The following is a 26,840-nucleotide window of genomic DNA, read 5'->3' as shown; positions in this document are numbered from 1 at the left end:
TCCAGATAGTAGAACGTTCAACCATCTTAGCGAACCCCGGGAGGCGGGCCGGTATTCCTGCGCCCGGTCTAGGACGCGGCGGGGACGGCGGGCGCGGCGGGACGCGGCGGCAGGAAGAGCCGGCCGCTGACCGCGCCCTGGAGGGTCCGGACCGCGGCGACCGCCCAGGCCGTGACGAGCAGCAGGTAGAGGAGCACGGCCAGCCCGGCGAGCGCGTCCAGGCCGGTGAATTTGTACAGGCCGGAGGCGCCGGTCACGCACGTCCCGACCGGGAAGGTGAAGGCCCACCACGTCATCGCGAACGGCATCCCGCCGCGCAGGGCCCGCAGGTTCGCGGCGCCCGCGAGGACAAGCCAGAGCATCGCGAACCCCATCACGGGGGCGCCGTAGAGGACGGCGAACGCGCGCATGGCCGCCGCGTATCCGGGGACGGCGTCCGCCGCGCCCGCCGCGTCCGCGATCTGGACGGCCGCCGTCGTCGACTGCCCGAGCGGCCCGAGGACGAGGAAGAGCGCGGGGGTGAGGGCGACCGGCGACGGCCGGCCGCCGGCGAGCCGCGTCCAGATGCCCGGAAGCAGGACGAGCGTGGCGAGCAGGCTCGCGCCGAACATCGCGTGGCACCCGAACAGCAGCGTGGCACGGGCCTGCCCCTCCGGCAGGTGAGGGACGAGCGCGGGCCCGAGCGCCGCGGCGACCATCGGCGCGACCACGGGCAGCAGCCAGGTCGGGTCCGCCGAGCCCGGTTCCAGGCGGTGCCGGGTGATCATGAGGTAGGGGACGCCGGCCGCGACGGCCACGGCGTAGACCGTGCCGAGCGTCCACAGGACGGCGTCCAGCGCGATCGCCGCGCTGTTTCCGATCACGGGCGGGCCGAGCACGAGCGTGCCGTACCCGACGGCGAGCAGCGCCATCGGCGGGCAGCCGTAGAACACGGCGGTGGCGGGGTTGTCCAGGAGCTGGGACCGGGCCACGTCCGGGTGCCGGACGACATGGACGGCACGCGCCGCCATCAGCGCGGCGAGCATCGCCAGCGAGAGCATCCACACGGCGACGGCGAACGCGTGCAGACCGGGGACGTTCACCGGCAGCGCGCGGGCACCGGTCCCGACGATCGACGTCCCCATCACGGCCGCGTACCAGTTGGGCCCGAGGTGACGGAACGCCTCGGCGGGACGGTCGAGCGCGCCCAGCGGGGCGCCGTGCAGGGTCGGGAGGCTCATGCCCTCCAGAGTCCGCCGCCGGCGGTCGCGCCGGTAGACGCCATGGCCCTATGGGCTCATAAGGCGGCCTTATGAGTCACGTAGCATTCGGGGCATGGCCGTGTCGCACCGTGTCCCCGACCTGGGCGCCCTCGAACTGCTGCTCGCCGTCGTCCGGCTGGGCAGCGTCGGACGGGCGGCGGCCGAGCTCGGCGTCACCCAGCCCGCCGCCAGCGCCCGCATCCGCTCGATGGAGCGGCAGGCCGGCGTGGCCCTGCTCGAACGGTCGCCCCGCGGCTCGCGCCCCACGGAGGCGGGCGCCCTCGTCGCCGAGTGGGCCCGGCAGGTGATCGCGGCGGCGGAGGCGCTCGACGCGGGCCTCGGCGCGCTGCGCGAGCGCCGGGACGGGCGGCTGCGCGTCGTGGCGAGCCTGACCGTCGCCGAGTACCTGATGCCCGGCTGGCTGGTGACGCTCAAGACCGTCCGGCCGGGCGTCGCGGTGACGCTGCGGACCGCGAACTCGACCGTGGTCGCCGAGGAGGTCCGCGGCGGCAGCGCCGACCTCGGGTTCGTGGAGGGCACCCGGACCCCGGCGGGCCTGAGCGGAACCGTCGTCGCCACCGACCGGCTCGTCGTCGTGGTCGGCGCGGGCCACGCCTGGGCGCGGCGGCGGTCCGGGGTTACCGCGGCCGAGCTGGCGGCCACGCCCCTCGTCCTGCGCGAGCAGGGCTCGGGGACGCGCGAGGTCCTCGACCGGGCGCTCGCCTCGCACGGCGGGACGGCGTCCCCGCTGCTGCAGCTCGCGTCCACCACCGCGCTGAAGGCGGCGGCCGTCTCGGGTGCCGGCCCGGTCGTGGTCAGCGACCTGGCCGTCGCGGACGAGCTGGCCGCCGGGCGGCTGATCAGCGTCCCCGTCCCCGAGCTGGACCTCTCCCGGCCGCTGCGCGCGGTGTGGCCGGCCGGGCAGCGTCCCGCAGGCCCGGCCCGCGACCTGCTGGGCCTGACCCGCGGGGCGCCGCGCGGCTAGGCCGAGGCCTCGGCGGCGTCCGGGTCGGCGTCGGCCGCGGCCAGCACCGCCTGGATCTCCAGCGCGATCGCGACCTCGTCGCCGAGCATGACCCGGTCGCCCTGCAGCGGGACGTTGAACTCGATGCCGAAGGCGCGGCGGCTGATGGCCGCGGTCGCGGTGAACCCGGCGCGGACGCCGCCCCACGGGTCGGAGCTCACGCCGTGGAACTCGGTCAGCAGCCGGACGGGACGGGTCACGTCCCTGATCGTCAGGTCGCCGTCCAGGTGGTAGCGGGGGCTGCGGGCGCGGCGGCCGATGGTGGCACGTTCCACTCCGGTTCCGGCGAACATCATCACCGGGTGCCGCCGCACGTCCAGGAACTCGGCGGAGCGGATGTGCTCGTCCCGCTCGGCGCTGCGGGTGTCGATGGAGCCCATCCGGATCTCCGCGCGGGCGGTGGACTCCAGCGGATCGTCCGCGACGACGACCTCGCCCCCGAAGTCGGGGAACGACCCGCGCACCGTCGTCATCAGGTGCCGGATCGCGAAGGTGATCTCGCTGTGCACCGGGTCGATGGTCCAGCGTCCGGGTCTGAGGTCGGTCACCTCGGCCCCCATGAAACTCCCCCAAACTCGCGACAACCAGGAAAAACTACCGCAAATCACCACTGGTCTGCGACGACCCTCCGGGGGAATGCTCAGGGGCATGATCGGTGAACACGTGCTCGCGGGCTACGTCCCGGACGCGGGCGGCCGGGAGGCGCTCGACCTCGCGCGCGGGATCGTCGCGCTGACCGGCGGCCGGCTCAGCGTGGCGACCGTCCACCCGCCCGACCTGCCCGCCGCGGCCGGGGAGGCGCGCGCGGCGCTCGACCAGGCGCCGCTCGACGGGTGGCCCGCGGACCTGCACGTCCAGGAGGGGCGCAGCGTCGGCCGCGGCCTCACCGTGCTCGCCAGCCGGATCGGCGCCGACCTGATCGTCGTCGGCTCCCCCGAGGGCGGCGCCCGCGGCCGCATCGGCGTCGGCGCCGCCGCCGACCACCTGCTGCACTCGGCGACCGAGGCCGTGATGCTCGCCCCGTCCGGCTACGTCCCGCCGGACGAGCTGGGCCGCATCACGGTCATGTACGTCCGGCGCCCCCAGTGCGAGGAGGCGGTCATCCGCGCCGCCCAGGCCGCCGAGCGGCTGGAGGTCCCGCTCCGGCTGGTCACGCTGGCCATCGGCGACGTGAACGCCGAGCGGCTCCGCGACGACCTGGCCCTCGCCATCCGCCTCGCGCTGGACTCGGCCGACCTGCCCCCCGAGGAGGTCTCCGCCGAGCTCGCCGAGGGCGACGACGTCGCCGACGCCCTGGACGACGTGGACTGGCCCGACGGGGAGCTGCTCGTCTGCGCGTCCAGCGAGGACGCGGCCGCGCACCGGGTCTTCGTGGGCGAGACCGCGCTCAAGGTCCTGCGCGCCGCCCCCTGTCCGGTCACCGTCCTCCCGCGTGGCTACTACTGAGTAGTCCCTTTTGACCGGTTCCGGGGAACGGGTTGCCGCCCACCTTTTACCTCGGCTACATTCCGTCGAGATCGGAACGTGACCTTGAACCCCCCGGGCCGGGGACCGCGGCGCGTTCCGTCCCCCCGGTCGGGCGCCACCCTGCCCGGACGAGCGAGGTGCGGCAGGGAGCGACATGGACGCCATCGGCAAGAAACTGCTCGACATCGCCAAGAAGGAGCTCGGCTACACCGAGAAGGGCGACGGCTACACGAAGTTCGGCGACTGGTACGCCAAGAACGTCGACGGCGACCACGACGCCTACTTCAAGACCGCCCCCTGGTGCGACATGTTCCTCGCCTGGGCCGCCGACAAGGCCGACGTCACCGAGCAGGCCGGGCAGTTCGCCTCCACCGTCGAGCACGCCAAGTGGTTCAAGAAGCACGACGCCTGGGGCCACGACCCCGAGCCCGGCGCCATCGTCTTCTACGACTGGAACGGCTCCGGCGACATCGACCAGGTCGACCACGTCGGCATCGTCGAGAAGGTCGACGGCCACACGCTGCACACGATCGAGGGCAACGCCGAGGGCTACAAGCTCATGCGCAAGACCCGCGACATGGACACCGTCGTCGGCTTCGGCTACCCGTCCAAGATCAAGGTCGCGGCCAAGTACACGCCGAAGCACGCCGCCCCCGCCCCCACCGTCGACAAGATCGGCGACCCCGCCACCACGACGCACGCGCAGGAGCAGGAGCACTCCGCACCCCCCGAGCACCACCTGCCCACGCAGGAGGTCGTCATCGGCGGGATCCTCGCCTTCGTCCTCTGCGGCACGGTCGCCCTCGCCGCCGGCCGCGCCGCCGCCGCGAAGGCCCCCACCACGCCGCCGATCCGCGTGCGCAAGCGCGGCAAGCACCACCGCCCGTCCACCCCCGTCGCGCTCCCCGCCGACGTCACCCCGGCCGACCTCGACGCGGCCGACGCGGGCACCACCCTGATGCCCGCCCTCTCCCTCGCCGCCGCCCACGAGGCCGAGGACCGCGAGTTCTGGGGCCGCATCGCCCACCTCGAAGAGGACAAGGAACTCGACTTCTGGAACTCCCTGCACGCCGAGCTCACCGACTCCCCGCCCGCGCGGTACGCAACCACTCCAGGATTCCGCTAGAGTTGTCCATGCGAGCCCGGGGGGCGACCCCCGGACCGGCAGGCGGACGTGGCTCAGTTGGTAGAGCATCACCTTGCCAAGGTGAGGGTCGCGGGTTCGAATCCCGTCGTCCGCTCTGAGAGGCCCCGTCAGGCCTCGCTCTGGTGGAGTGGCCGAGAGGCGAGGCAACGGCCTGCAAAGCCGTGTACACGGGTTCAAATCCCGTCTCCACCTCGCAGCACACACAAGGGCGATTAGCTCAGTGGGAGAGCGCTACCTTGACACGGTAGAGGCCACTGGTTCAATCCCAGTATCGCCCACCACTCATGCCCAGGTCACAGTCAGGTGTGCGCCGGCGCGGTGTCACCCGCGTCAGGCAAGGTACCGCTCGGTCGCGCGCAACTCCTGGCCGCAGGGCGAATGAGAACTGTTCCGTCGCCCCGGCATGTGGTCGCATGCCGGGGCGGGTGCGGCCAGTACGGGTGAACACGACGTACCCGCAGCACGACCCGACGAAAGTGGTGACGCTCCACGCGCACCATCTGGACAACGCACAGCCGCTCCCCTGCGCGCTCCCCCCAGGTCAGGCACGATGTCCGGCCTGGGGATCGCGCATTTGCGGGAACGTCAATCGTCCTCGCGCCAGGGGAACACGTCGCCCGCCATGGCACGAGCTTTCATCAGCTGGTCGTCGTGGCCGCGGATCCGGTGCAGGAACGGGAAGTCGGTCGGCCGCACGGTGAGTTTGGCGACGGGCTTCACCGGAGCCGGATTCGCGGCCTGGGCTATCCGGACCTCGGTTTCGCCGAAGACGATCCGCGGCTGCGGCTCGAACCCGTCCGCGGACAGGAGGTAGACCGTTCCCTCGCGCCACGGTCGCCGTTCGAGGACGGACCGGGTGATCGAAAAGAAGTAGTACGGGCCGTCCTGGTCTTCGTTGAGCCGGATACACGCGGTGACCAACGTCATCGCGTACCCGACCCGATCGACGACCGCGAAGTACATCGGCCAGATGCCGTCCATCGCGGCGAAGACCGCCCGCCGGCCGCCGAATTCGGACGGGTCCGCCGGCCGGCGCGGTTCGAAGCACGTGATGCCGGAGTCGCCCGTTCCGTGGAGCACGAAGCCCGCTCGGTCGGCGGCATGGCAGAGGAACTGCCACTTCGGTGCCGGCAGCCGGTAGTCGATGGGCCGCGCCGGCCCCTCCTCGACGGCCTGGTCCAGCAGCCTGTCGAAGGCCGACGCCGTTCTCGGGTCCGGCCCGGGAGCAGGCCGGGACATCCAGTGCGCGGGCAGGTCGGCTCGCCGCTGCGGCGTGGGCCGCGTGCGCTCTGACACGGTTGATCCCCCTCGATGTCACGACTCCCAGGGAAGCCGCGCGGCGGCCCGGTTCGCGCGCACCGGGCGCCCGGTCCCCGCCGCCGCGCGTGCTTCGACTTCCTCGATCAACGTGGCGAGCGTCGGGTACCGGAACATGTCGACCATGCCGAGGGAGAGCCCGGCCCCGTCCAGGTCTGCGCGCACGGCGGCCAGGATGACCGAGGTGAAACCCGCCTCGAAGAAGTTGGTGTGGTCGGTCAGGGTGCGCCCCCGCGGGGCCCGGCTCGCGAACGCGGCTCTGATCCGCCGTTCGAGCTCCGTCACCGCCGGAGCTCCCGCTCGACGACGGCCATCACCGCAGCCTGGCTACCGTCCAGCAGCCAGTGGTCGCCGTCGACGAGTTCCATCCGGAAACCGGCGCTGGTCTGGGCCTCCCAAGCGCGCAGTTCCCCGGCCGAGCCGGTGCCGTCATCGCGCCCGGCCACCGCCACCACGGGCGTGCCCAGCGGTGGACCGTCCACGTAGCCGAAGCCGGACACGGCGGCGAAGTCGGCGCGCAGCGCGGGTTCGAATATCTCCCGGTAGTCCGGCTCCGCGGCGAGCGTCACCGGGAAGCCGCCGAACGACCGGACCCGCGACCAGAACTCGTCCGACGGCAGCGTGTGCAGGTCGGAGTCGGGTCGTACCAGGTGCGGCGCGGGGTAGGAGGCCACGACCAGCGCCACGGGCGGCGGCATGGCCCCGGCCTCGACAGCACGCGCGAGCAGGAACGCGATCAGCGCACCCGAGCAGTACCCGAAGAGCACGTAGGGCCGCGCCGTCCAGCGCGGGAGTTCGGCCGCGATGGCGGCGACGAGATCGTCCAGGTCGGTGATCGGCGGCTCGTCGAACCGCGCCTGCCGGCCAGGGGGGTTCAACGCCCACAGCCCGATGTCGCCGGGCAACAGGGCCGCGCAGCCGGCGAACGCCGAACACCCCGCGCCCGCCTGCGGCAGCGCGAGCACCCGGTACGGTCGCGAACCGTCGTCGTTCAGCGGGACGAACCACTGCGGCCCCAACGCCCGGTCGACTGACGATGAGGCTCGCACGGCACCTCCATACCGGTAGCACGCTGACCCGTCCATGCTCGCGAGCCGCGTGCTCGGCGTCATGTCCCGCAAACCCAGGACACCCCGCTGTCCCCTCTTCCCGGGGCATGCCGGCGAGGCGAATCCGCACTTACTGTGCGGCGAACAAGACTCGCCTTTCGGCAGCGTGACGCCACAACGAGAGGACGCGCGGTGGGTGACGAGCCAGGCTTTCCGGAACATGTGGCCGACAGGGTGGCCATCATCGGCATGGGCGTGCGGTTCCCCGGAGCGGCCGACACGACCCGGCTCTGGCGCAATCTCGAACAGGGCGTGCAGTCCTTCACCAGGCTCACCGACGAGCAGTTGCGGAGCGCCGGCGTCTCCGAGGAGGACATCGCCGACCCGGACTACATACGGGTCCGCCCCCTCCTGGACGAGATGGAGTACTTCGACGCGAAGTACTTCGGTTACAGCGCCAGACAAGCCCAGATAACCGATCCACAGCAGCGGCTGTTCCTAGAGGTGTGCAGCACCGCTCTGCAGGACGCCGGCTACGCCACCGGCGACGGCGGGCGCGACATCGGGGTCTACGGCGCCAGTGGGCCGGCCGAGTACCACTGGAAGAACGTGTTCCGGAACCAGCGGATCGTCGACGCCGTCGGCGACCTCGGCGTCGACCTCGGCAACCACCAGGACTACCTGGCACTGCGCGTCTCCTACGCCCTCGGTCTCACCGGTCCCGCGCTCTCGATCGCCACCGCGTGCGCGGGCTCGCTGGTCGCCACCCACCTGGCCGCGCAGGCGTTGCTGAACCGCGAGTGCGGCATGGCCATCGCCGGCGGGTCCCACGTCGTCCTGCCCTACCACCATGGACGGACGTGGACCGAGAACAGCATGTTCGCCCGCGACGGCAGGATCCGCGCCTTCGACGCGGACGCCGGCGGCACGAACTTCGGCACCGGTGCCGGCGCGGTGGTGCTCAAGCGCTATGCGGACGCGCTCGCCGACGGCGATCACATCCATGCCGTCCTCCTCGCCTCCGCCGTCAACAACGACGGGAGCACGAAGACCGGCTTCAGCGCACCCAGCGAGGGGGGCCAGCGGGCCGTGATCTCGCGGGCGCTCACCGCGAGCGGCGTCGCACCGGACACCATCGACTACGTCGAGGCGCACGGCACGGGAACGAGGGTCGGGGATCCGATCGAGGTCGCGGCGCTTTCGGCCGCGTACAGGCAGGCCGGCGCCGTCGGCGAGCACGCCTGCCCCATCGGGTCGGTCAAGACGAACATCGGCCATCTCGGCTCCGTCGCCGGTATCGCCGGGCTCATCAAGACCGTGCTGGCCATGCGAAACGGGTTGATCCCGGGCTCGCTCAACTTCGTGGCGCCCAATCCGGAGATCGACTTCGCCGAGACGCCGTTCTACGTCAACGCGGAGCTGGCGCCGTGGCGAACCGGTGACACGCCCAAGCGGGCCGCGGTGAGCTCGTTCGGCATCGGCGGCGGCAACGCGCACGTCATCCTTGAGGAGGCGCCGCCCGCGGTGCCGAGTGACCCCGGTCGCGCCTGGCAGATCCTGCCGCTGTCGGCCAAGACCGGGTCGGCCCTCGCGACCATGCGCACCGAGCTCGCCGCGCATCTGCGCGCCCACCCCGAGCTTGAACTCGCCGACGTCGCGCACACCCTGCAGGTCGGCCGGGCGCAGCTGGAGCGCCGCGACGCGGTGGTCTGCCAGGACCTCGACGACGCCGTCACCCAGCTCGACGATGCCATGCCCGTGCCGCCGGACACGCGAGGTCCCGCCTCGGTCGCGTTCCTGTTCCCTGGCCAGGGCGCGCAGCACGTGGGCATGGCCGAGGAGGCGTACCGGACGGAGCCGGTGTTCCGCGAGACGGTCGACGAGTGCGCGGAGCTGCTGGCGCCGCATCTGGGCTGCGACGTACGGGACGTGATGTTCGGCGAGCGCGGTCAGGACGTCGACGACACCGCGAAGGCGGACCGGCTGCGGCGAACCGAGCTGGCCCAGCCGGCCCTGTTCACGATCGAATACGCACTGGCCCGGCTGTGGATGAGCTGGGGCGTCGAACCGGCGACGATGGCCGGCCACAGCGTCGGCGAGTACGTCGCCGCCTGCCTGGCCGGGGTCTTCACGCTGCCGGACGCGCTGGAGCTGGTCGCGGCGCGAGGCAGGCTGACCCAGTCCATGCCGACCGGCTCGATGGTCGCCGTGCCGATGGCCGCCGACGGCCTTCTCCCGATGCTGCCGGACGAGCTGGACCTCGCGGCGGTCAACGGCCCCAGGGCCTGCGTCGTCGCCGGCCCGGCCGACGCCGTCACGGAACTGACCGAGTGGCTCGACGCGCAGGGCGTGCGCTGCCGGCCCCTCCACACCTCGCACGCCTTCCACAGCTCCATGCTCGACCCCATCGTGGAGCCGCTGCGCGACGCGGTCGCCAAGGTCCCGCTCAAACCCCCCTCGATCCCGTTCGTGTCGACCCTCACCGGCAAGCAGATCACCGACGGCGAGGCGGTCGACCCCGGCTACTGGGCGAACCACCTGCGCGGCACCGTCCGCTTCGACGCGGCCTGCCGGGAACTCGCGGCGACCGGGGCTGTGTTGCTCGAGGTCGGGCCCGGTCAGAACCTCACCTCGCTCGCCCGTCAGGCGCTGCCCAAGGCGGCGAACGCCGTGGCCTCGTTCGGCCGGCCCACCGCGACGAGCTCCGACGCCAGGTCACTGGCCGAGGCCACCGGACGGCTCTGGTCGCTCGGCGTCCCGATCGACTGGGCGGCACTGCGCGCCGGAGCCAGGCGCAAGCGCGTCTCCCTGCCCGTGTACCCGTATGAGCGGGAGCGCTACTGGGTGGAGCCCGATCCCCGCACCGGTGACGACGACTCGCGGTCACGGGAATCCGCCGGCGGCCCCGGCTACCTGCCGGTGTGGCGGCGCCGGCCGCTGCCCGCGTCCGGGCCGCCGTCCCGTCCGGCGGCCGCCGACTCGGACACCTGGCTGGTGTTCACACCGGCGGAGGGACCGGTCGAGGCGGTGTCCGCCGCGCTCGCCGCGCGGGGCGCGACGGTGGTCCGCGTCAGCGCCGGCACCCGCTTCGCGAAGCTCGACGACCACCACTTCGAGATCGTTCCCGGTCACCGTCCCGACTACGACGAGCTGCTCAAGGCCCTGGAGGCCGGACCCGGCAGGCCGACCTCCGTCCTGCACGGTTGGACGTCCGGCCGGTCACTCTGGGCAGGTCAGGACGACTTCTCCGCCGTCGACGAGATCCGCGACACCGGTTTCTACAGCGTCCTGTTCCTGTCGCAGGTCTGGCTGGCGCGCTGGCCGGACCGGCCCGTCGAGATCCGTGTCCTCACCAGCGGTACGTGCAACGTGTCGGGTGCGGAGCAGATCGACCCGGCCAAGTCGTTGCTGCGCGGCCCGTGTCGGGTCGTCCCGCACGAGTCGCCGACGATCACCTGCCAGCTCATCGACACATCCGCGGCGGATCTCGCCGACATCGAACCGCTGCTCACCGAGCTCGACACGCCGGTCACCGACAGGACGGTCGCCTTGCGATCAGGACGCCGGTGGGTGGAGGAGTACGAGCAGGCCGACCTCCCCGACCACACGGACGTACCTCGACTGCTCCGGCGGCAGGGCGTGTACCTGATCACCGGAGGTATGGGCGGGATCGGGCTGGAGACCGCCAAGGCGCTCGCGCGCGGCGTGGCGGCCCGGCTGATCCTGGTCGGACGCACGCCGCTGCCGCCGCGCCAGGACTGGGACACCTACCTCGCCGAGAACGGCGATGATCGCACGGGCGCTCGGATCCGCGGCATCCAGGAGGTGGAGAGGCTCGGCGGCGAGGTGATGACCTCCGTCGCGGACGTCGCGGACGAGGCCGCCATGCAGATGGTCGTCGACGCCGCGCGGGAGCGGTTCGGGCCCGTCAACGGCGTGTTCCACGCGGCCGGCGTGGCCGGCGGCGGCATGGCGCTGGTTCGCACGAGGGAGCAGGCGGAGCAGGTGCTCGCACCGAAGGTCGAGGGCACACTGGTGCTCGACCGGCTGCTCGGGCAAGAGATCGACGTGCTCGTGCTGTACTCCTCGATCGTGTCGGTCAGCGGTGACTACGGCATGGTCGACTACTGTGCGGCCAACGCGTTCCTCGACGCCTACGCCCAGGCACGCCCGCCCGCGCACTGCCCTACGATCTCGGTCAACTGGTGCGGCTGGGCCGACGTCGGCATGACGGTGGACACCCGGGCCGACGCGCCCGAGGGTTTCCGGGCGCTGGAGGCCGGGCGCGAGAACCCCCGGCCCACCCATCCCCTGCTCGGTCATCGGCTGCCCGGTGACGAGATCGCCTTCTCCTCGCGGATAGACCCGGAGTGCCACTGGGTGCTGTCCGACCACCGGATGAACGGACACGCCGTCTACCCGGGTGTCGCTTACGTCGAGTTGATCCGGGCCGCGTACAACACGGCCGTGCGGCCGGGCCCCGTCGAACTCCGCGACCTGATCTTCACCCGGCCGCTCGCCGTCGACGGGCCACGTGAGCTGCGCGTGGTCGGGCGGCCGAGCGGGCCGACCGCCATCGACTTCACCGTGATCAGCCGGCCGGCCGACGACCTCGGCGCGCCGTGGGAACGGCATGCCTCGGGCACCGCCGACGCCGCGACGGACACCCAGGCGCCGCCGCGGCGGGATCTGGCCGCGCTGCGCGCGCAGTGCGACGTGGCCGGCTACCGGCCGGCGCTGGACGACCCGGAGTCCCCGGTGACGTTCGGCCCGCACTGGCACGTCATCGACCGGGTACACGCGGGCCGCGGCCAGCACCTCGTCGAGCTGGCGATCCCCGGCGGCCTCGACGGCGACCTCGACGAGTTCGTGCTGCACCCGGCGCTGCTCGACGGCGCGACCGGCCTCGGTCTGGACCTTCCGGATCTCAGCGGGGACGGCCGAGGCTTCCTCCCGCTGGCGTACGGCCGGGTGCTCGTTCGCGCCCCGCTGCCGGCCAGGGTGTACAGCCACGGCGTACCGCGCGGGGTCGCCGTCGCGGGCCGGGACATCGCGAGCTTCGACTTCTCGATCATGGACGAGGACGGATGCGAGCTGGTCGCCATCGAGAACTACTCGGTTCGAGGCATCGAGACCGCCGCCGTCCACGGCGCACTCGGCGACCGTCCCACGAGTTCCGTGATCGACCTGCCGGCCACCGCGCGCCCGGCCACCGCGGAGTTGCTGCTGGCTCCGGACCACGGCATCGAGCTGACGTGGCGGATCCTCAACGGCGGCCGGGAAGCCCAATATGTGATCAGCACGGAGCCACCGGCCGCGCGGGCGGACCGCATCGCGGGACTCGCGGCGACCATCGCGACGGCGGGAGGCGGGCAACTCGCCGGGACCGCCCGAACACGGCGGCACGCTCCGGCGGTCGACCTCGAAGCCGTCACCGAGACCGAGCGCGGTCTGCGCCGGCTCTGGATGGACGCGTTCGGCATCGACCAGCTCGGCCTGGACGAGGACTTCATCGAGATCGGCGGCAACTCGCTCGTGGCGGTACAGCTGGCGGTCCGGATCAAGGACATGCTCAATGTCACCGTGTCGGCGACCGTGGTCCTGGAGTACCCGACGGTGCGCACGCTGGCCCAGTTCGTCGACCAGTCCATCGCAGCGCAGCAGCAGGCCGTCCTGAACAGGTGAGCGGTGGCATGAACGAACTCGAAGTCCCGACGATCCCCAACGCGCCCGCCGACGGCGGCCAGGCAGGCGTGCGGGTGAGCGCGGCAAGGGCCCCCGAGGCGCCCGGTCGGCCGACACGAGCGCAACGGCCAACGGCCGCGGCGACGGTCATCGGCCATGGAACCGACGCACTGATTCACGACGGAGTATGAACCGCGCGGAGCGGGGCTACTGGACAAGGGAATTGGGAGTGTCATGAAGGCAAATTACTCGGTAGCGCTGACGCCCATCTTCGAAGACGACTACGAGCTGCTGTCGATGTGGTCGTCGTCGCCGAGCTGGGTCTATGCGTCCGGGACGAGGCAGTTCATGAGCCCGGGTGAATTCAAGAGGTTCACCAAGCAGGTCAAGGACACGTTCCTGATCGTGCGGACACGTGAGGGCCAAGCCATCGGCACGGTCAGCTACCGGAACATCGGAGCTCCGGGCAACTTCGTCGTCGGCTCGATGATCGGCGACGCCGAGATGTGGGGCATGGGATTCGGCGTGGAGTCGGTCATGCTTCTCGTGGACATACTCTTCAATTCGAAGAACGCACACCGGGTGGAGTTCACGTGCGGCCTGTACAACAAGGGCGCCATCCATAACTTCTGTTCCGGGTTCATGCAGATAGAAGGAATACTCCGCGATTACTACTTCATCGACGGGACGTACTACGACGCCGTCATCGGCTCGATCCTCCGCGATGAGTACTACTCCATGATGCCCGCCTCGCAAACCGTGCCGACCGAAGAAAAGGACGAGGCGAGAAAACTTCTCGACGAATATCTCCAGAGCCATCCCATCGCGTTGCGGCAGGAGCAGATGTAGCATGCGACAGCAGGATCCCGCATCGGCCGGCGGGCACGCCAACGGCGGCCACGACAATCTTCGTCAGATCTTTCCCGGCGAGGGTCGGATATACGCGGTGACCGATGACGAATGGGTCGGGATCGCGTCCGGTCACTACGGTCTGGAACACGTGCCGCTCTCCGAGGTGGAAACGATTCCGCCGGGAGCGAATGTGGTCCTGTTCCTGCGGCACAGCCTCGTGAGCGTCGAGCTCCGGCGAATGTTCCGCGAGTTCCGGGTCCTCACCGTCCCGATCGCCAGCTTCGATGCGTCCCTCGAAGCGGCTCTCTACACCCAGAAGCTCACCATGGCGACCGATTACGCCACGGCCTGCCGGCACTCTCGATATTGGATCGAGAACTTGCAAGAGCAGACCGGTCGGCTCGTGTTCTACGACGGGGCCCTTGACGAGGGTGGAAACGAGCCGGGACGCACGGGGACGGCGAACCTCGAACCGGGGCGGCAGCGGACGCACATCGTCTGTTCCTTGGCCGACAGCATGAGCATCGACGCCCTGCCCGAACCGACGATCGACGTCGGCCAGTGGGTCGGGGTGGGGAGTTACTGCGAGCTCGCGCTGAACAACAGACCTCTGTCCGGCCGGCCGAGTCCGTTCACGATCGAGGGCACGGTCGTCGCCGCCGGTGCGCTCGTGGCACGCCATCCGCGTTTCACGCGGCAAGGCGACGCGAGGATCCGGGCCGCGGAACGGCTCCGTGCCGAGCTGGTCGAACGCGCCCCGCTGGTTCTGCGGATGGAGGCGAACGTGCTGACCAGCCTCCAGGCCGGTGGAAAGGACTTCACCGAGGCGCTCCGCGAGGTGACGAACCCGGAGCTCGGGCTGCAGGCCATGGAACTGGGGATCGGCACCAATCAGGCCGTGCTGCCCCAGGTGGACTGGACAGTGAACTCGCAGCTCAACGAGGGGGCCGGTCCCCTGCACATCGGCTTCGGCGAGGGCATAACCGGCGCCCACATGGACTTCGTCGTCGCACAGAGTACGCACAGTTTTCAGCCTGCGGGCTGAATCCGATCCAGCCCCTCGCGGGTCGGACAAACCCTGGGAAGGAGGTGACATTATGGGCGACAGCAAGCGGAGCGTCGAACTGAATTCGCAGTCCTGGAACATCAGTGACGAAGCGGAGAATGCAGAGTACGACGCCGCGGAGAATGCTGAAGACGCGGAGTTCTCCCACCTCTACGCACGGCCCTAGCCGCTGCGCCGCGGGGGTGGCGACGGCGGTTCCGTCGTCGCCCCCGCGGACTCGGCACCGCCGACTCCCGCGCATGCGGGACGATCGCGGGGCACGGCATGGGTGCATGCACGGCGTCGCCGTTCCATGCGGCGGATCATTTCGTTCACTACCGGAGGTTGAGCGCACGTGGTCGATCGCACAGGGGACGCGTTCGCCGTGATCGGCATGGCATGCCGTTTTCCCGGCGCCCGCAATGTGGACGAATTCTGGAAGAATCTCACCGACGGCGTCGCGTCGATCTCCACGCTGACCGATGACCAACTGCGTGCGGCCGGGGTTCCGGACGAATATGTCCAGGATCCAGACTATGTGCGGGCCGCCTCGGTCCTTGATGACATGGAACTGTTCGACGCGGACCTCTTCGGGGTGGGCCCGCGAGACGCCGAGATGCTCGATCCGCAACATCGAGTGTTCCTGGAGATCTGCCACACCGCGTTGCAGCACGCGGGCTACGACTCGGGGGTCTTCGGCGGCCGGGTCGGCCTCTATGCAGGAGCCCGCCACAACGAGTACCTGACGCAGAACGTGCTCGCTAACCGGGCCTTCATGGAGGCGGTGGGAGAAGCGCGCGTACTCTTCGCGAACCACCTCGACTACCTCGCGACGGGCGTGGCGTACCGGCTTGACCTGCGGGGGCCGGCGCTCAACGTGGTCACCGCCTGCTCGACATCCCTGGTGGCCGTTCACATGGCGTGTGAGGCGCTTCGCAGCGGGCAGTGCGAGATCGCGCTGGCCGGCGGGGTGGAGATCCGGCTCCCGGTCGGCGGCTACTTCTACACCGCGGGCGCCGGGTTCTTCTCCCCGAACGGGACGGTGCGCCCGTTCGACGCCAACGCGAACGGCACGGTGTTCGGCTCCGGGGCCGGAGCCGTGGCGATCCGCCGGCTGAGCGATGCCCTCGCCGACCGCGACACGATCCACGCGGTCATCGCCGGTTCGGCGGTGAACAACGACGGCTCGGGGAAGACCGCGTTGATGACCCCCGCCGTCGACGGCCAGGCGGCCGTCATCGAGGCCGCGCTCGCCGCCTCGGGAGTCGAGCCGGCCGACGTCGGGTTCGTCGAGGCGCACGGCACCGGCTCGATGGTGAGCGACCCGATCGAGGTGGCGGCCCTGGACCGCGCCTACCGGCGCGACGGCGCGCAGGGCGCATCCTGCGCCCTGGCCTCGGTGAAGGGCAATGTCGGCCACCTCGGAGCCGCGGCCGGGGTCTGCGGCCTGATCAAGACTGTGAGGTGCGTCGGCGAAGGCCTGCTCCCCGCGAGCCTCAACTTCACCGAGCCGAACCCCCGGATCGATTTCGAGTCGAGCCCCTTCTACGTGGTCGATGAGCTCACCAAGTGGCGCGGCAACGGCGACCGGCGACGCGCGGGGGTCAGCGCCTTCGGTGTCGGTGGCACGAACGCACACGTCATTCTCGAGGAGCCGCCGGACGCCCGCCCCCGGGAACGGCGTCCGCGACCGTACCGGCTGCTGACGCTGTCCGCCCACACCGCCTCGGCGTTGGACACGTCCGAGCGCGAGCTGGCCGGGCACCTGGCCGGTGCGTCCGACGACCTCGCCGACATCGCTTACACACTGAACGTCGGGCGCGCGGACCGCGCCGCGCGCCGGGTACTCGTCGCACGGGACAACGCGGAGGCCGTCGCCCGCCTGCGCGACAGGAGCCCGGGCCGCGCGGCGACCACGGTTGCCCGAGCCGGCGAGCACGAGGTCGCGTTTCTCTTCCCCGGGCAGGGGGCGCAGTACCCCGGGATGGCCCGGGGCCTCTACGAGGACGACCCGGATTTCGCCGCTCACATCGATCGGTTCTCCGCCCTCCTCGCCGAATCGCACGGCCTGGACCTAACCGGACAGCTGTTCCCCGAAGCGGCCGATGACCAGGCGGCGGCTCGGCTCGCCAGGACCTCGGCGGCTCAACCGGCCCTCTTCGCAGTGGAGTACGCGCTCGCCCGGCTGCTGGAAAGGCGCGGGATCGAACCGTCCACGATGGCCGGGCACGGCATCGGAGAATACGTGGCGGCCTGCCTCGCCGGAGTGATGGACGCCGACGACGCCATCCGGCTGGTCGCAGATCAGGGACCACTCGTCCAGTCGCTGCCCGGCGACTCCATGCTCGCGGTAGAGGCGAGCGAAGAAGCGCTCCTGCCGCTGCATCCGATCCTCGAAGCCTTCCGCGAGCGCGTCCGCGCCGTACGTCTGGGGCCGCCGCACAAGCCGTTCCCGTCCAACGTCACCGGCACCTGGATCACCGCCGAGGAAGCCACGGACCCGGAGTACTGGGTCCGGCAGTTGCGTGGCCGCGTGCGCTTCACGCAGATGCTTCGCCTGCTGGCGGACAAGGGGACATACGTCTTCACCGAGGTCGGACCTGGGCGGGCGCTCGACGACCTCGTCCGCGCACACGCCGTCCCGGAGGCGGGACCGGCGCCGATGGTCGTGTCCGCCATGCGTCGCGCATCGGACGATCGCCACGATTCCGCCGTGTTCTTGGAAGCGATCGGCCGGATATGGGAGGGCGGAGCATCGGTCGACTGGGAACGGTTCTGGTCGGACGACCTCCCTGGACGCGTTCCGCTGCCCACCTATCCGTACGAGCGGCGACGCTTCTGGGTCCAGGCGGAGGAAGACGACTCCCAGGTGACCGATGACGGCGGGCCGATCTACGTCCCCACCTGGCGGGAGACGCCGCCACCGGAACCGGCGCCGCTTCCCGCCGCCGACCCGCACCGGGCATGGGTCGTCTTCCGGCTCCGCGCGGAGCCGGTCGCCGGTGAGCTGATCCGCCGACTGCGCGATACCGGACAAAATGTGATCGTCGTCGAACCCGGGACCGAGTTCGCGGCGGAAACGGGTGGCCGCTACACGATTCGCGTTGATCAACGCGCCGACCACGCTCGGATAGTCACCGACCTCGTGGACGCCGGATACACCCGCGTACGGGCCGTCCATGCCTGGGGTTTGGGGAACCGGTCGGTGGACGTGAGCGAGCATGCCCATGCTCGCAGGCTGCTCAACGAGGGTCTGTTCAGCGTGCTGCACGTGATGCGGGAGGCGGCGCTGGCGAGCGCCACGCTCACGGCTCACTTCTCGGTGATCACGAGCGCCGTGCAGGACGTGGCCGGCGACGGGCGCGTGGAGCCCGCGAAGTCGAGCGTCCTGGGGCTGGTCGATGCGGGCTCCCGGGAGCTCGCATCGGTCGCCTGCCAAAGCCTGGACGTCGGGTCCGGCCACCCCGAGATCCTCGCTGCCCGGCTGTTCGAGGAACTCACCGCACCGACGTTCGAACGGCAGGTCGCCTTTCGCGGCCGGAAGAGATGGGTCCCCGCCCACTCCGCCCTCCGGTTGAACCCGACCGGCACCGTGGACGGTGTACTGCGGGAGCGCGGTGTATACCTCATCACCGGAGGGTTGGGGGAACTCGGCCTGGAGCTTGCCCGGCAGCTCGCCCACGCCGTGCGTGCGCGGCTGGTACTGCTCGACCGCACAGGCTTGCCGGATCGCTCGGAATGGCCGCGGCTCCTTGCGAGCGGCGACGATGGGTCGATCGTGCGGCGTATCCGCGGCGTCCAGGCTGTGGAAGAGGCGGGCGGCGCCGTTCTCGTCTGTTCCGGAGACGTCACCGACGAGGCGCGCATGCGCGAGGTGCGCGGGGCCGCAATGCGCGAGCACGGCCCGGTGGACGGGGTGTTCCACCTTGCCGGGATCGTCCACGGGGGCCTGCCGGAAGCCCGCACCCGCGAGGCGGCCGAGAGGGGGTTCACCACAAGGGTGACCGGCATGTACGTGGTCGACGAGGTGTTCCACCCGAAGCTTCTCGTGCTCCACTCGTCACGAGCGGAGATGGCCGACGACTACGTGCAGACCGCTCATGCCGGAGCGAATTCGGTAATGGACGCATACGCCCAGGCGCAGTGGGCGTCCGGCCGCCATGTGGTCTCCATCAACTGGCCAGATCGGACGGCGGCCGGATCGGTCCCGGGGAGCGGACCTGTCCCGGGAGACGAAGGGTTGCTGCGGGTCATCCTCGACAGCGGCGTGGGGCCGCAGGTGGTCGTATCCCCGGGCAATCCGGCCGAGCGAGAGCGGAGCGCGCACCGGCGAACGCCGGCCGCGGCGGCGAGTGAGCCGAGACCGGAGTCGACCGCGGTCGACCGCCGGCACCTCGCAACGCCTCACCGGGCGCCCGAATCGGTGGCGGAGCGCGCTCTCGCCCGGCTCTGGCAGGAGGCGCTCGGGGTGGCGAGGGTGGGCCTGGACGACAACTTTCTCGATCTCGGTGGAAACTCGGTGATCGCGGTCCGGCTGGTGCACCGCATGTCGGAGTACTTCCAAACGCCGCTGTCGGTGAGACGCGTGTTCGCCGCCCCCACCATCCGGCAGCTGGCCGCCGAGCTCGACGGAGCTCCGGATCCGGAAGGCAGTGATGGGACATGACGTTCGCGCGACGGCCGCTCATCGTCTCGCCGCGATACTTCAGCGCCGGCGAGCTGATCGAACGGGTGCGGACCGCCGACCATATGGGCGTCGACGAGATCTGGCTCGAGCAGCAGCCGGACCAGCGGGACGCGACCGTTTTCGCCGCCGCCTACCTGAATGCCGTCCCCACCGTCCGGGTGGGCACCGCCGTGCTGCCGGTGTATGCCCGCCATCCGGTGTCGATGGCCCAGTCGGCGGCCAGCCTGGCGGAGGTGTCCGGCGGCCGTTACATGCTCGGCCTCGGCTTCAGCCACCAGTTCATCAACGAATTCGTGCTCGGCCACAAGCAGGGACCGCCCATCCGGGTGATGCGCGAGTACCTGTCCATCGTGCGGGAGCTGATCACGACCGGCTCGGTCGACTGGGACGGCGAGGTCTTCACCGCCCACGCGCAGTACACCAGTCCGCGCCTGCCGGTGCCGTTCTACCTCGCCGCGCTCAGGCCGCAGATGATCCGGCTCGCCGTCGAGTTCTGCGACGGGATCCTCCTTCTGCTGTGCTCGCCCCGCTACATCCGGGAGCACGTCATGCCCGTCGTGCATGAGGCGTGCGCCGAGTTCGGCAAGAGCGCGGACGAGTTCCGGGTGCTGGTCAATCTCCCGGCCTACAGCGGAAGCGAGGTGGCGGACCACCGGGCCCAGTGGGCGAAGTACGTGACGTCCTACCGGATGCTGCCGTACTACCGGTACGTGCTGGACATCAATGGCAGGCACGACCCAGAGGTCTTGTCATTGATCGGGAGCCGGGAAGAGATCCGGGACCGGCTCTGTGAGTACCGGACGAGCGGATGCGTGCCTGTACCGCAGCCGATCGGCGCGTCCGTCGACGAGTTCGCGCAGACCGTCGAGGACTGCTTCCTGGACTGAATCCCGCCCTGGCCCACCGACCTCCAGGAGCTCAGATGGTCACCCTGTACTGCACCGCACCCTGGGTGCGAGAGCGAACGCCGGCCGGCCTCGACCACCTCAACGAGGTGCCGAAGTGGGCGGAGCGGGCCGGCGTACGCGGCCTGCTGCTGTTCACCGACGGCGAGTCGATCGACCCGTGGGCGGCGGCCCAGTACATCCTCGAACGGACCGAGGAACTCGTGCCGCTCGTCGCGGTGCAGCCCGCCTACCTGCACCCGTACAGCGCGGCCCGGATGGTCACGACCATGGGCACCCTTTACGGGCGCGGGGTCGACCTGAACCTGATCACCGGAGGCTACCTGCCGGAACTGTATGCCTACGGCAGCTTCCTCAAGCACGACGAACGCTACGAGAGGTTGCTCGAATACGGCACGATCATGGGCAGGCTCATCGGCGGCGAGCAGTCTTACACGCACCGCGGGAAGCACTACGAGTTCATCGGTGCGACACTGCACCCCGCCCTGCCGGAGGGATTGGAGCCGCGGATCTTTGTCGCGGGGAACTCGCCGGCCGCCGTGAGGACGGCGGCCGCGCTCGACGCCACGAGGCTCACCTACCCGCACCCGCCGTCCGAACACGACGGCGGCTCCGTCCCGTCCGGCAACACGGGAATCCGTATCGGCATCATCGCGAGGGAGACGAGCGCCGAGGCTTGGCGCATCGCCCTCCGGCGCTATCCCGAGAATCCGGCCGGGCGGACGATGCGCGAGTTCACGGCGGGCAACTTCGACGCCGACTGGCACAGCGGCCTGTGGAAGGCATCCGGCCGCCCGACGGACGCCACCGGGGCGTACTGGCTGCGTCCGTTCCGCCTGGTGCACGAGTTCTGTCCGTACCTGGTCGGCAACTACGAAGAGGTCGCAGAAATCCTCCTGCAGTACTTGCGGCTGGGCGTCACGACGGTGATCCTGCACTGTCCGGAGGTCGAGGAGGACGTGTTCCACGCCATGGCGGCGGTACGGCGAGCGGAAGACCTCGTTCCCTCATGAGCGGCCCCGCGAGCCTCGGCCGGACGGTACCGCAGGAAGAGGACGACCTTGTCCGTGCGGTGCTCGACGTGTGGTCCGCGGTAGTGGACCCCGGCGAGGTCCACGCCGACCTCAGCATGGTCCAGGGCGGCCTGACAGTGGACGACGCGGTCGAGATCGTGTCGCTGCTGAACCAGTGGCTCGGATCGAACCTCACCGTCGAGCTGCTGTTCGTGTTGCGCACTCCGCGCCGGGTCGCGGAGGTGCTCCGGTCACGAGGAGTCGTGCCGCCGCCCGGCGGCCGCCCGGCGCCCACCACGGCGGCGCCGCGTGGAACCAGGACAGAGTCCGTGCAGGGCTGGCAGGGCTACTGGGAGACCACCTACCGGTTCTCGGGCGCGAGCGCCGAGGACGGGTTCAACACGGCCGGCTGGTTCAACCACGACACGCCGACGTCGATACCTCCGCAGCACATGCGGGAGTGGGTGGACACCACGGTCCGGCGTCTCGGCGCGCTGTCGCCGCGGCGCGTGCTCGACATCGGGTGCGGCGCCGGCCTGATCATGAGCCGGCTGGCCGCTCGCTGCGACCGCTATCTGGGCCTTGACTTCTCGCTTGAGGCGATCGAGCGCGCGCGGAGGCTGACCAGCGCCGACCCCGCGTTGGCCGCCGTCGAGCTGCTGCACGCCGACGCGCGCTCGGCCGGCCGGATCACCGGTCCCTTCGATCTGGTCCTGCTCAACTCCGTGATCCAGTACCTGCCGAGTGTCGAGCATCTCCACGAGGTCATCGACAGTGCGACCCGCGCGCTGGCCCCGGGCGGGGCGTTCTTCCTCGGTGACATCGTCAACCGCGACCTGTCCCAAGCGTGCCAGGTGATGAAGCTGGCGACCGGCGGCCCGGCCGAAATCACCGCGGGGGAGTTCCGGCGATCGGTGCGGGCGGCCATGGCACGGACCACCGAGCTGCATCTCGCCCATGCCGACCTGGACCGGATCGCGAGCGGCCTGGGGTCCGGGTTCTCCGTGCGCACGCTGGTCCGGCGGGGACGGGCACCGACCGTGATGAACAGGTTCAGGTTCGACGCTCTGCTGTCCGCCACCGGGCGGGACGCCCGGGCGGCGGAACGGCGGCTGGAATGGCGACCGGGCGGGCCCTCGCCGCTCGAAACGCTGACGGCCTGCCTCGACGATCGGGTGGAGAGCCTGATCTTGCGATCGGTTCCGGACGCGCGCACCCGCCACGCCGTGCGGCTCGCCGAGGAGATCGACGCCGCCGCCGAACGCGAGACGCTCGGCCGGATCCGGCGGCGGGTCGTGTGGACCGAGTCCATGCACCCGGAGGACGCATGGGCCCTGGGCGAGGCGCGCGGGTACGGGGTCGCGGTCTCCCCGAGCGCGTCGATCGGTCACGTCGACATGGCGTTCGCGCTCGGCCGCGGCGAGTGGGCGGCCGCGACCCTGCGATGAGCTCCGGCGAAGTGTCCCCGAATTCGGCGACGTGCCGCAGCGGGCCGGCTCCGACACGATGCGAAGAAGCGAGGAAACGAGGCAAAATGCAGGATGTGTCGCAATCGGCACGTTCGTTCCCGATGTACGTGCAACGCGAGCTGATGACGCGCGAGGAGTGCCGCGAGCTCCTGTACACGGCGGACGCGTTCGATCTGTGGGTCGACTACGAGGTTCCGGCGGACGCGGTCGGGCATGTGGTGCGGCAGAGCATCTTCGATCTCCGGACGCACTTCGACGACCTCCACGAGCGGACGCTGCGCTTCCTCGCGGAGCTGAACGACGAGTGCTGGGGATTCGGCCTCGACGGCTGGCACCAGCCGTTGCGTGTCGCGCGGTATCTGCCCGGCTACCGCCACGACTGGCACACCGACTACACGGACGCCGACGCGAGCAAGCTGGCCTTCTCGATGCCGCTCAACGACGACTACCAGGGCGGCGACCTCCAGATCCTGGAGGCGGAGCCGATCGACCAGAAGATCGGCCGAGCGGTCGTCTTCCCCGCGTTCCAGGGCCACCGGGTCACCCAGGTGACCGCCGGCTCCCGCTACACGTTGCTGGGCTGGCTGACCGGTCCCCGGTTCGTGTGAATCCGGATGCCGCCGGCCGTCGAACTGTTCACATCCATCGCACGACTGCGCGCCTGCCATTCCGAGCTGCCCATGGCCGACCAGAACCTGCGCGAGCTGGAACGGGTCGAGCGCCTGCGGCGGTTCAGCTCCATGACCACCATGTACCTGACCGCGCGCACCGGCTCGGGCGTCCACGGTCTGCTGCCGCTGTACCCGACACCACGGTCCGCGCTGCCGGAAGAGACCGTCGCGCGACTGTTCCAGGAGGCGACCGACCCCGCGTGGCGGTCGATGATGTTGATCGGGTCGGACGCCACCGCGCCGAACAGCCTGGTCTGCACGCCGGGCACGGCGGCCGCGCTGGTCGAGGAGGCGGTGGCGATCAGTGTCCGCCACTCACCCGACCTGGTCTGCTTCCCGCACCTGAGCGAGGCGCAGCACGCCGCGATCCGACCATGCCTGGCAACGGATCCCGAGTTCAGCGGGGAGCGTGAGGAGGCCTACTTCGACCTGCGGTACGACTCGTTCGACGAGTACGTCATGTCGCTGCCCCGGCGGCGCCGATCCCACATCCGCCGGGAACGCCGGCTGTTCCAAGAGTCCCGCATCACCCTGCGCGAGCTGCCGCCGGCGGAGGTCGTCCACCTGGAGCCCTACCTGACCGGAGTGGAAAGCCGGTACGGGGTGCCGCCTCGGCCGGAGCTGCAACGGCTGTACCTGCGCACCACGGCACAAGCCATGGGCGACCGCGGCACCGCGCTGGTGGCGTTCGCCGACGACCGGCCCATCGCGTTCACCACCCTGTGGGATCTCGGCTCCGTGTGGCGTACGCGGGTCTGGGGATGTGACGACACGCATCCGCTGGTCCGTGAGGCCGCGGCCTACTTCAACCTCATGTACTACGAGCCGATCGTCCGGGCCGCCGCGGCCGACGCGCGGCGGTTGTACGTCGGGACCGGAACGATCGAGGCCAAGACCCGCCGCGGGGCCGGGGTGCGCCGGCTGCGCAGCATCGGCTGGACACCCGATCACTCCCGGTCCCGGGGCCGATCGACCGCGACGAGCCTGAACTCGGAGGTGTAGCGCGCACCGCCGCCGTCGCGCAACCACAGCTCGTCCGGTGCGGGCAGCATCTCCACCAGGTCGATCGGCGCGTCCGGGGCCGCGCCCCGGATCGCCCTGGCCAGGTTGTCCACGAGCAGCGGGGCAGCGAAGTCCACGTGGAACGGTTTGGCCGCCGCCGGGGTCCGCACGAAGACGTACCGCGGCATTCGCGCCCGTTCGGCGAAGGCGCGCATCCGGTCGTGCCCCGGATCCTCGCGCCGCCGCGCCGGAGTCCCGAACTCGCCGGCCCGGAAGCGCCAGCTCCTCCGGCACACGACCAGGTCCCCCAGGGCCACCCTGGGCGCGAACCGGCTCGGCGGCCGCAGCCGGAACAGGTTGACCGCGAGCGCGGTGACGAACTCGCCGTAGCATTCGAGCACCGGCGCGGCCCAGCCGTCCCGCTCCGCCGTGGCCATCAGCCGCCCGCCGGCCTCGGTCACCGACAGCGCGGTCGCCGGCGTGCTGCCCGCACCGGACGGGTGGCCGTCGTCGGCACCGTAGGACCAGTAGCGGTACCGGCCGGGCGGGTCCAGTGCGGGCGGCGGGTAGGTGCGCGGCCCGACCTCCGGGGACGAATTGGGGTAGACGGGCATGACCCGTCCCGGAGGCGTGTTCGCGACGAGCGCCACCAGCTCCGACTCGTCGTCGGCCTGTGTGCGGAAGACCCGGCTCTCCAGGGTGTTGAGGGCGACGTGCAGTTCGCCGAGGACCCACCGCGCGCCACCGCCGGCGCGGCGCAGCATCAGGTCGGGACTGTGGGTCAGCGCGGCGGCCCACAGCCGCCCGCTCGCGGGGAACAGCGTGTCGGCGCGGCGCCTGGCCTCCCCCACGTCGAGTTCGACACCGGCCGCACCGTCGGCCGCACCATCGGACAGGATCTGTGCCCAGCGCAGTTGGAAGTCGGCCACGACCGGGTCCAGCAGGTCGTTCCCCTGCGCCAGCACGTCGGCGGAGGCGAACTGGAGGTCGGCGAGCGAAACGCGGGCCGAGCCGGAACGCAGCCTGCGGTACCGCCGGCCCAGCTCCTCCTCGACGGTCTCTCCCACCTGGCCGGCCAGCCACCTCGCGCTGTCGAGCAGGATGCCGAGCGGGGCCGCCAGACCGTCCAGCAGCTCCGCGCCCAGCTCGACGTCGAGATCGCGGCGGCAGTCGAGGTAGACCGGGGTCCGGCCCCCCGACGTCCGCCGCGGCGCGGTGACGGCACGGTGACCGCCGCCTGCCGCCACCCGCGCGCGGAGCCGGGCGAGCTGCTCGTGCACCGCCATGGCGCCGCTCGCCGAGGCCACTGCGCGGCGGGCCACGTCCAGGGAGTCCAGGGTGGAGAGCAACACGTCGCGCTCGGCGCAGTCGGGCAACGCACGCACCTGGTCGCGGAGATGCCGCTCGGGGCGGGCGTCGAGCGGAACACGGAACCCGATCCGCACCATTCCCTCGTCGGCCAGCCGGTCCAGCGCCGCGACCGCGGCGGGTCCGAAGCGCGACTCCACCTCACCGACGGATCGAACCTCTCCCAGCACCCCCGCGATCTCGGCCGCCGCCGCGTCCAGCGCCACCGGGGGCCGGTGCGGCCGGAGAATCGACCCGTCCACCACAGAGCAGGACGGGTTCGGCCGAACCGGCAGATGGCGGCGCAGTACGGGGTCGGCGGCCCAGGCCGCGGCGATCGCCTCGATCGCCCACACCTCGAAGAAGACCTCGGACCGCCGGACACCGAAGCCGCCGGACACCGAGGTCGTGCCGGGCGACCACCGCGCCCAGGACACCGGGCCGAAGAACCCGATGGTGTCGTTCTTGGCGCAGTAGCGCTGCGCATAGCGGGCGATCAGCGTATCCCGTCGATCCATTCTGGACAGGCGGGGGCTTTCGCCGTGCGCCAGCGCGCGGACGTAGTCGCCGACCCAGTTGTCGATCGCGGGCGGGTTCTGCCACGCCAGGGCTCTCAGCAGGACGTCGTCCAGGAGCAGGCGGTCGACCGCCGCCCGCGATCGGGCACGCAGTGCCGCGTCGCGCTCGGCTCCCGGAGGCATCGCCAGTTCGGCGGCGGCCGCCAGCGGGGCGAGCCGGTCGTAGGGCAGGCCCGCCGAACGCAGCGCGGCCAGCGGCCACATCGACCACCCGCGGTCGAGGTCGACCAGCCCGGCGCCCGGCGCGGCCGACGGTGCCGAGGTCACGGTGTCCATAGCCACGATCACCAGATCATGGTCGGAGCACGGAACCGCGACAAGTCACCGTTATCCGGGACCTG

19 protein-coding genes and 3 tRNA genes are annotated in these 26,840 nt (G+C 71.0%); 16 read left to right on the top strand and 6 right to left on the bottom strand.

Annotated features, from left to right (window positions below):
- Positions 1-68 precede the first annotated feature (68 nt).
- Positions 69-1,220, bottom strand: coding sequence for a TDT family transporter (locus ABGB11_RS17365; protein ID WP_347633878.1), 1,152 nt, complete (start codon positions 1,218-1,220; stop codon positions 69-71).
- Positions 1,221-1,314: 94 nt separating this feature from the next.
- On the opposite strand from ABGB11_RS17365, the gene ABGB11_RS17360 reads away from it, so the two are divergent.
- Positions 1,315-2,226 carry a LysR family transcriptional regulator gene (locus tag ABGB11_RS17360; protein ID WP_347633876.1) on the top strand — a complete coding sequence of 304 codons (912 nt, stop codon included), beginning with the start codon at positions 1,315-1,317 and terminating at the stop codon, positions 2,224-2,226.
- Here ABGB11_RS17360 and ABGB11_RS17355 read toward each other — a convergent pair.
- On the bottom strand, positions 2,223-2,825 hold the full coding sequence (locus ABGB11_RS17355; protein ID WP_347633874.1) for a YceI family protein: 603 nt from the start codon (positions 2,823-2,825) through the stop codon (positions 2,223-2,225). The genes ABGB11_RS17360 and ABGB11_RS17355 overlap by 4 nt on opposite strands.
- An 88-nt stretch (positions 2,826-2,913) precedes the next feature.
- Here ABGB11_RS17355 and ABGB11_RS17350 point away from each other — a divergent pair, with 88 nt between their 5' ends.
- The 5 genes from ABGB11_RS17350 to ABGB11_RS17330 all read left to right on the top strand — a co-directional run bounded on the left by ABGB11_RS17350 (position 2,914) and on the right by ABGB11_RS17330 (position 5,160).
- Positions 2,914-3,711, top strand: coding sequence for a universal stress protein (locus tag ABGB11_RS17350; RefSeq protein ID WP_347633872.1), 798 nt, complete (start codon positions 2,914-2,916; stop codon positions 3,709-3,711).
- A 175-nt stretch (positions 3,712-3,886) separates the two neighbouring features.
- Entirely contained in the window at positions 3,887-4,858 is a 972-nt protein-coding gene (locus ABGB11_RS17345; protein WP_347633870.1) for a CHAP domain-containing protein, read from the top strand.
- Between the two features lie 42 nt (positions 4,859-4,900).
- A tRNA-Gly gene (locus ABGB11_RS17340) sits at positions 4,901-4,973 on the top strand.
- A gap of 27 nt (positions 4,974-5,000) precedes the next feature.
- A tRNA-Cys gene (locus tag ABGB11_RS17335) sits at positions 5,001-5,071 on the top strand.
- A 14-nt stretch (positions 5,072-5,085) separates the two neighbouring features.
- Positions 5,086-5,160: transfer RNA gene (locus ABGB11_RS17330), tRNA-Val, on the top strand.
- 304 nt (positions 5,161-5,464) lie between these two features.
- Here the strand turns inward: ABGB11_RS17330 and ABGB11_RS17325 are convergent.
- From ABGB11_RS17325 to ABGB11_RS17315, 3 genes are read right to left on the bottom strand one after another with little or no spacing between them, the layout of a single operon-like run.
- Complete coding sequence (locus ABGB11_RS17325; RefSeq protein WP_347633868.1) at positions 5,465-6,175, bottom strand: hypothetical protein; 711 nt, start codon at positions 6,173-6,175, stop codon at positions 5,465-5,467.
- An 18-nt stretch (positions 6,176-6,193) separates the two neighbouring features.
- On the bottom strand, positions 6,194-6,481 hold the full coding sequence (locus ABGB11_RS17320) for an acyl carrier protein (RefSeq protein WP_347633866.1): 288 nt from the start codon (positions 6,479-6,481) through the stop codon (positions 6,194-6,196).
- The gene (locus ABGB11_RS17315) at positions 6,478-7,245 is read right to left on the bottom strand and encodes a thioesterase domain-containing protein (RefSeq protein WP_347633864.1); all 768 of its coding nucleotides are present in this window, start codon (positions 7,243-7,245) and stop codon (positions 6,478-6,480) included. Before ABGB11_RS17315 ends, ABGB11_RS17320 begins: the two co-directional genes overlap by 4 nt.
- Positions 7,246-7,437: 192 nt before the next feature.
- On the opposite strand from ABGB11_RS17315, the gene ABGB11_RS17310 reads away from it, so the two are divergent.
- The 10 genes from ABGB11_RS17310 to ABGB11_RS17265 all read left to right on the top strand — a co-directional run bounded on the left by ABGB11_RS17310 (position 7,438) and on the right by ABGB11_RS17265 (position 24,574).
- Positions 7,438-12,930 (top strand): type I polyketide synthase, encoded by a 5,493-nt coding sequence (locus ABGB11_RS17310; RefSeq protein WP_347633862.1) that lies wholly within the window; start codon positions 7,438-7,440, stop codon positions 12,928-12,930.
- A gap of 234 nt (positions 12,931-13,164) precedes the next feature.
- Positions 13,165-13,779, top strand: a complete 615-nt coding sequence (locus tag ABGB11_RS17305) for a GNAT family protein (protein ID WP_347633860.1) — start codon at positions 13,165-13,167, stop codon at positions 13,777-13,779.
- 1 nt (position 13,780) lies between these two features.
- Entirely contained in the window at positions 13,781-14,827 is a 1,047-nt protein-coding gene (locus ABGB11_RS17300) for a hypothetical protein (protein ID WP_347633858.1), read from the top strand.
- Positions 14,828-14,879: 52 nt separating this feature from the next.
- A complete protein-coding gene (locus ABGB11_RS17295; RefSeq protein ID WP_347633856.1) occupies positions 14,880-15,014 on the top strand; it encodes a hypothetical protein in 135 nt (44 codons plus the stop codon).
- A 168-nt stretch (positions 15,015-15,182) separates the two neighbouring features.
- A complete protein-coding gene (locus tag ABGB11_RS17290; protein WP_347633854.1) occupies positions 15,183-19,493 on the top strand; it encodes a beta-ketoacyl synthase N-terminal-like domain-containing protein in 4,311 nt (1,436 codons plus the stop codon).
- Complete coding sequence (locus ABGB11_RS17285; RefSeq protein WP_347633852.1) at positions 19,490-20,401, top strand: LLM class flavin-dependent oxidoreductase; 912 nt, start codon at positions 19,490-19,492, stop codon at positions 20,399-20,401. The genes ABGB11_RS17290 and ABGB11_RS17285 overlap by 4 nt, the downstream gene beginning before the upstream one ends.
- Before the next feature lie 35 nt (positions 20,402-20,436).
- Complete coding sequence (locus tag ABGB11_RS17280) at positions 20,437-21,432, top strand: LLM class flavin-dependent oxidoreductase (protein WP_347633850.1); 996 nt, start codon at positions 20,437-20,439, stop codon at positions 21,430-21,432.
- Positions 21,429-22,880, top strand: coding sequence for a class I SAM-dependent methyltransferase (locus ABGB11_RS17275; RefSeq protein ID WP_347633848.1), 1,452 nt, complete (start codon positions 21,429-21,431; stop codon positions 22,878-22,880). The genes ABGB11_RS17280 and ABGB11_RS17275 overlap by 4 nt, the downstream gene beginning before the upstream one ends.
- Positions 22,881-23,002: 122 nt before the next feature.
- Entirely contained in the window at positions 23,003-23,509 is a 507-nt protein-coding gene (locus ABGB11_RS17270) for a 2OG-Fe(II) oxygenase (RefSeq protein ID WP_347633846.1), read from the top strand.
- Between the two features lie 72 nt (positions 23,510-23,581).
- Positions 23,582-24,574: a peptidogalycan biosysnthesis protein gene (locus ABGB11_RS17265; protein WP_347633844.1), complete on the top strand. Its 993-nt coding sequence runs from the start codon at positions 23,582-23,584 to the stop codon at positions 24,572-24,574.
- On the opposite strand, the gene ABGB11_RS17260 is transcribed toward ABGB11_RS17265, so the two are convergent.
- On the bottom strand, positions 24,520-26,787 hold the full coding sequence (locus ABGB11_RS17260) for a lantibiotic dehydratase (RefSeq protein WP_347633842.1): 2,268 nt from the start codon (positions 26,785-26,787) through the stop codon (positions 24,520-24,522). The two genes, ABGB11_RS17265 and ABGB11_RS17260, sit on opposite strands and share 55 nt — an antisense overlap.
- Between the last annotated feature and the right edge of the window lie 53 nt (positions 26,788-26,840).

This window comes from Actinomadura sp. B10D3 (assembly GCF_039871695.1).
Classification (GTDB): domain Bacteria; phylum Actinomycetota; class Actinomycetes; order Streptosporangiales; family Streptosporangiaceae; genus Spirillospora; species Spirillospora madurae.
The sequence above is the reverse complement of the archived record's forward strand: the minus strand, read 5'-3'. Positions and strand labels throughout refer to the sequence as shown.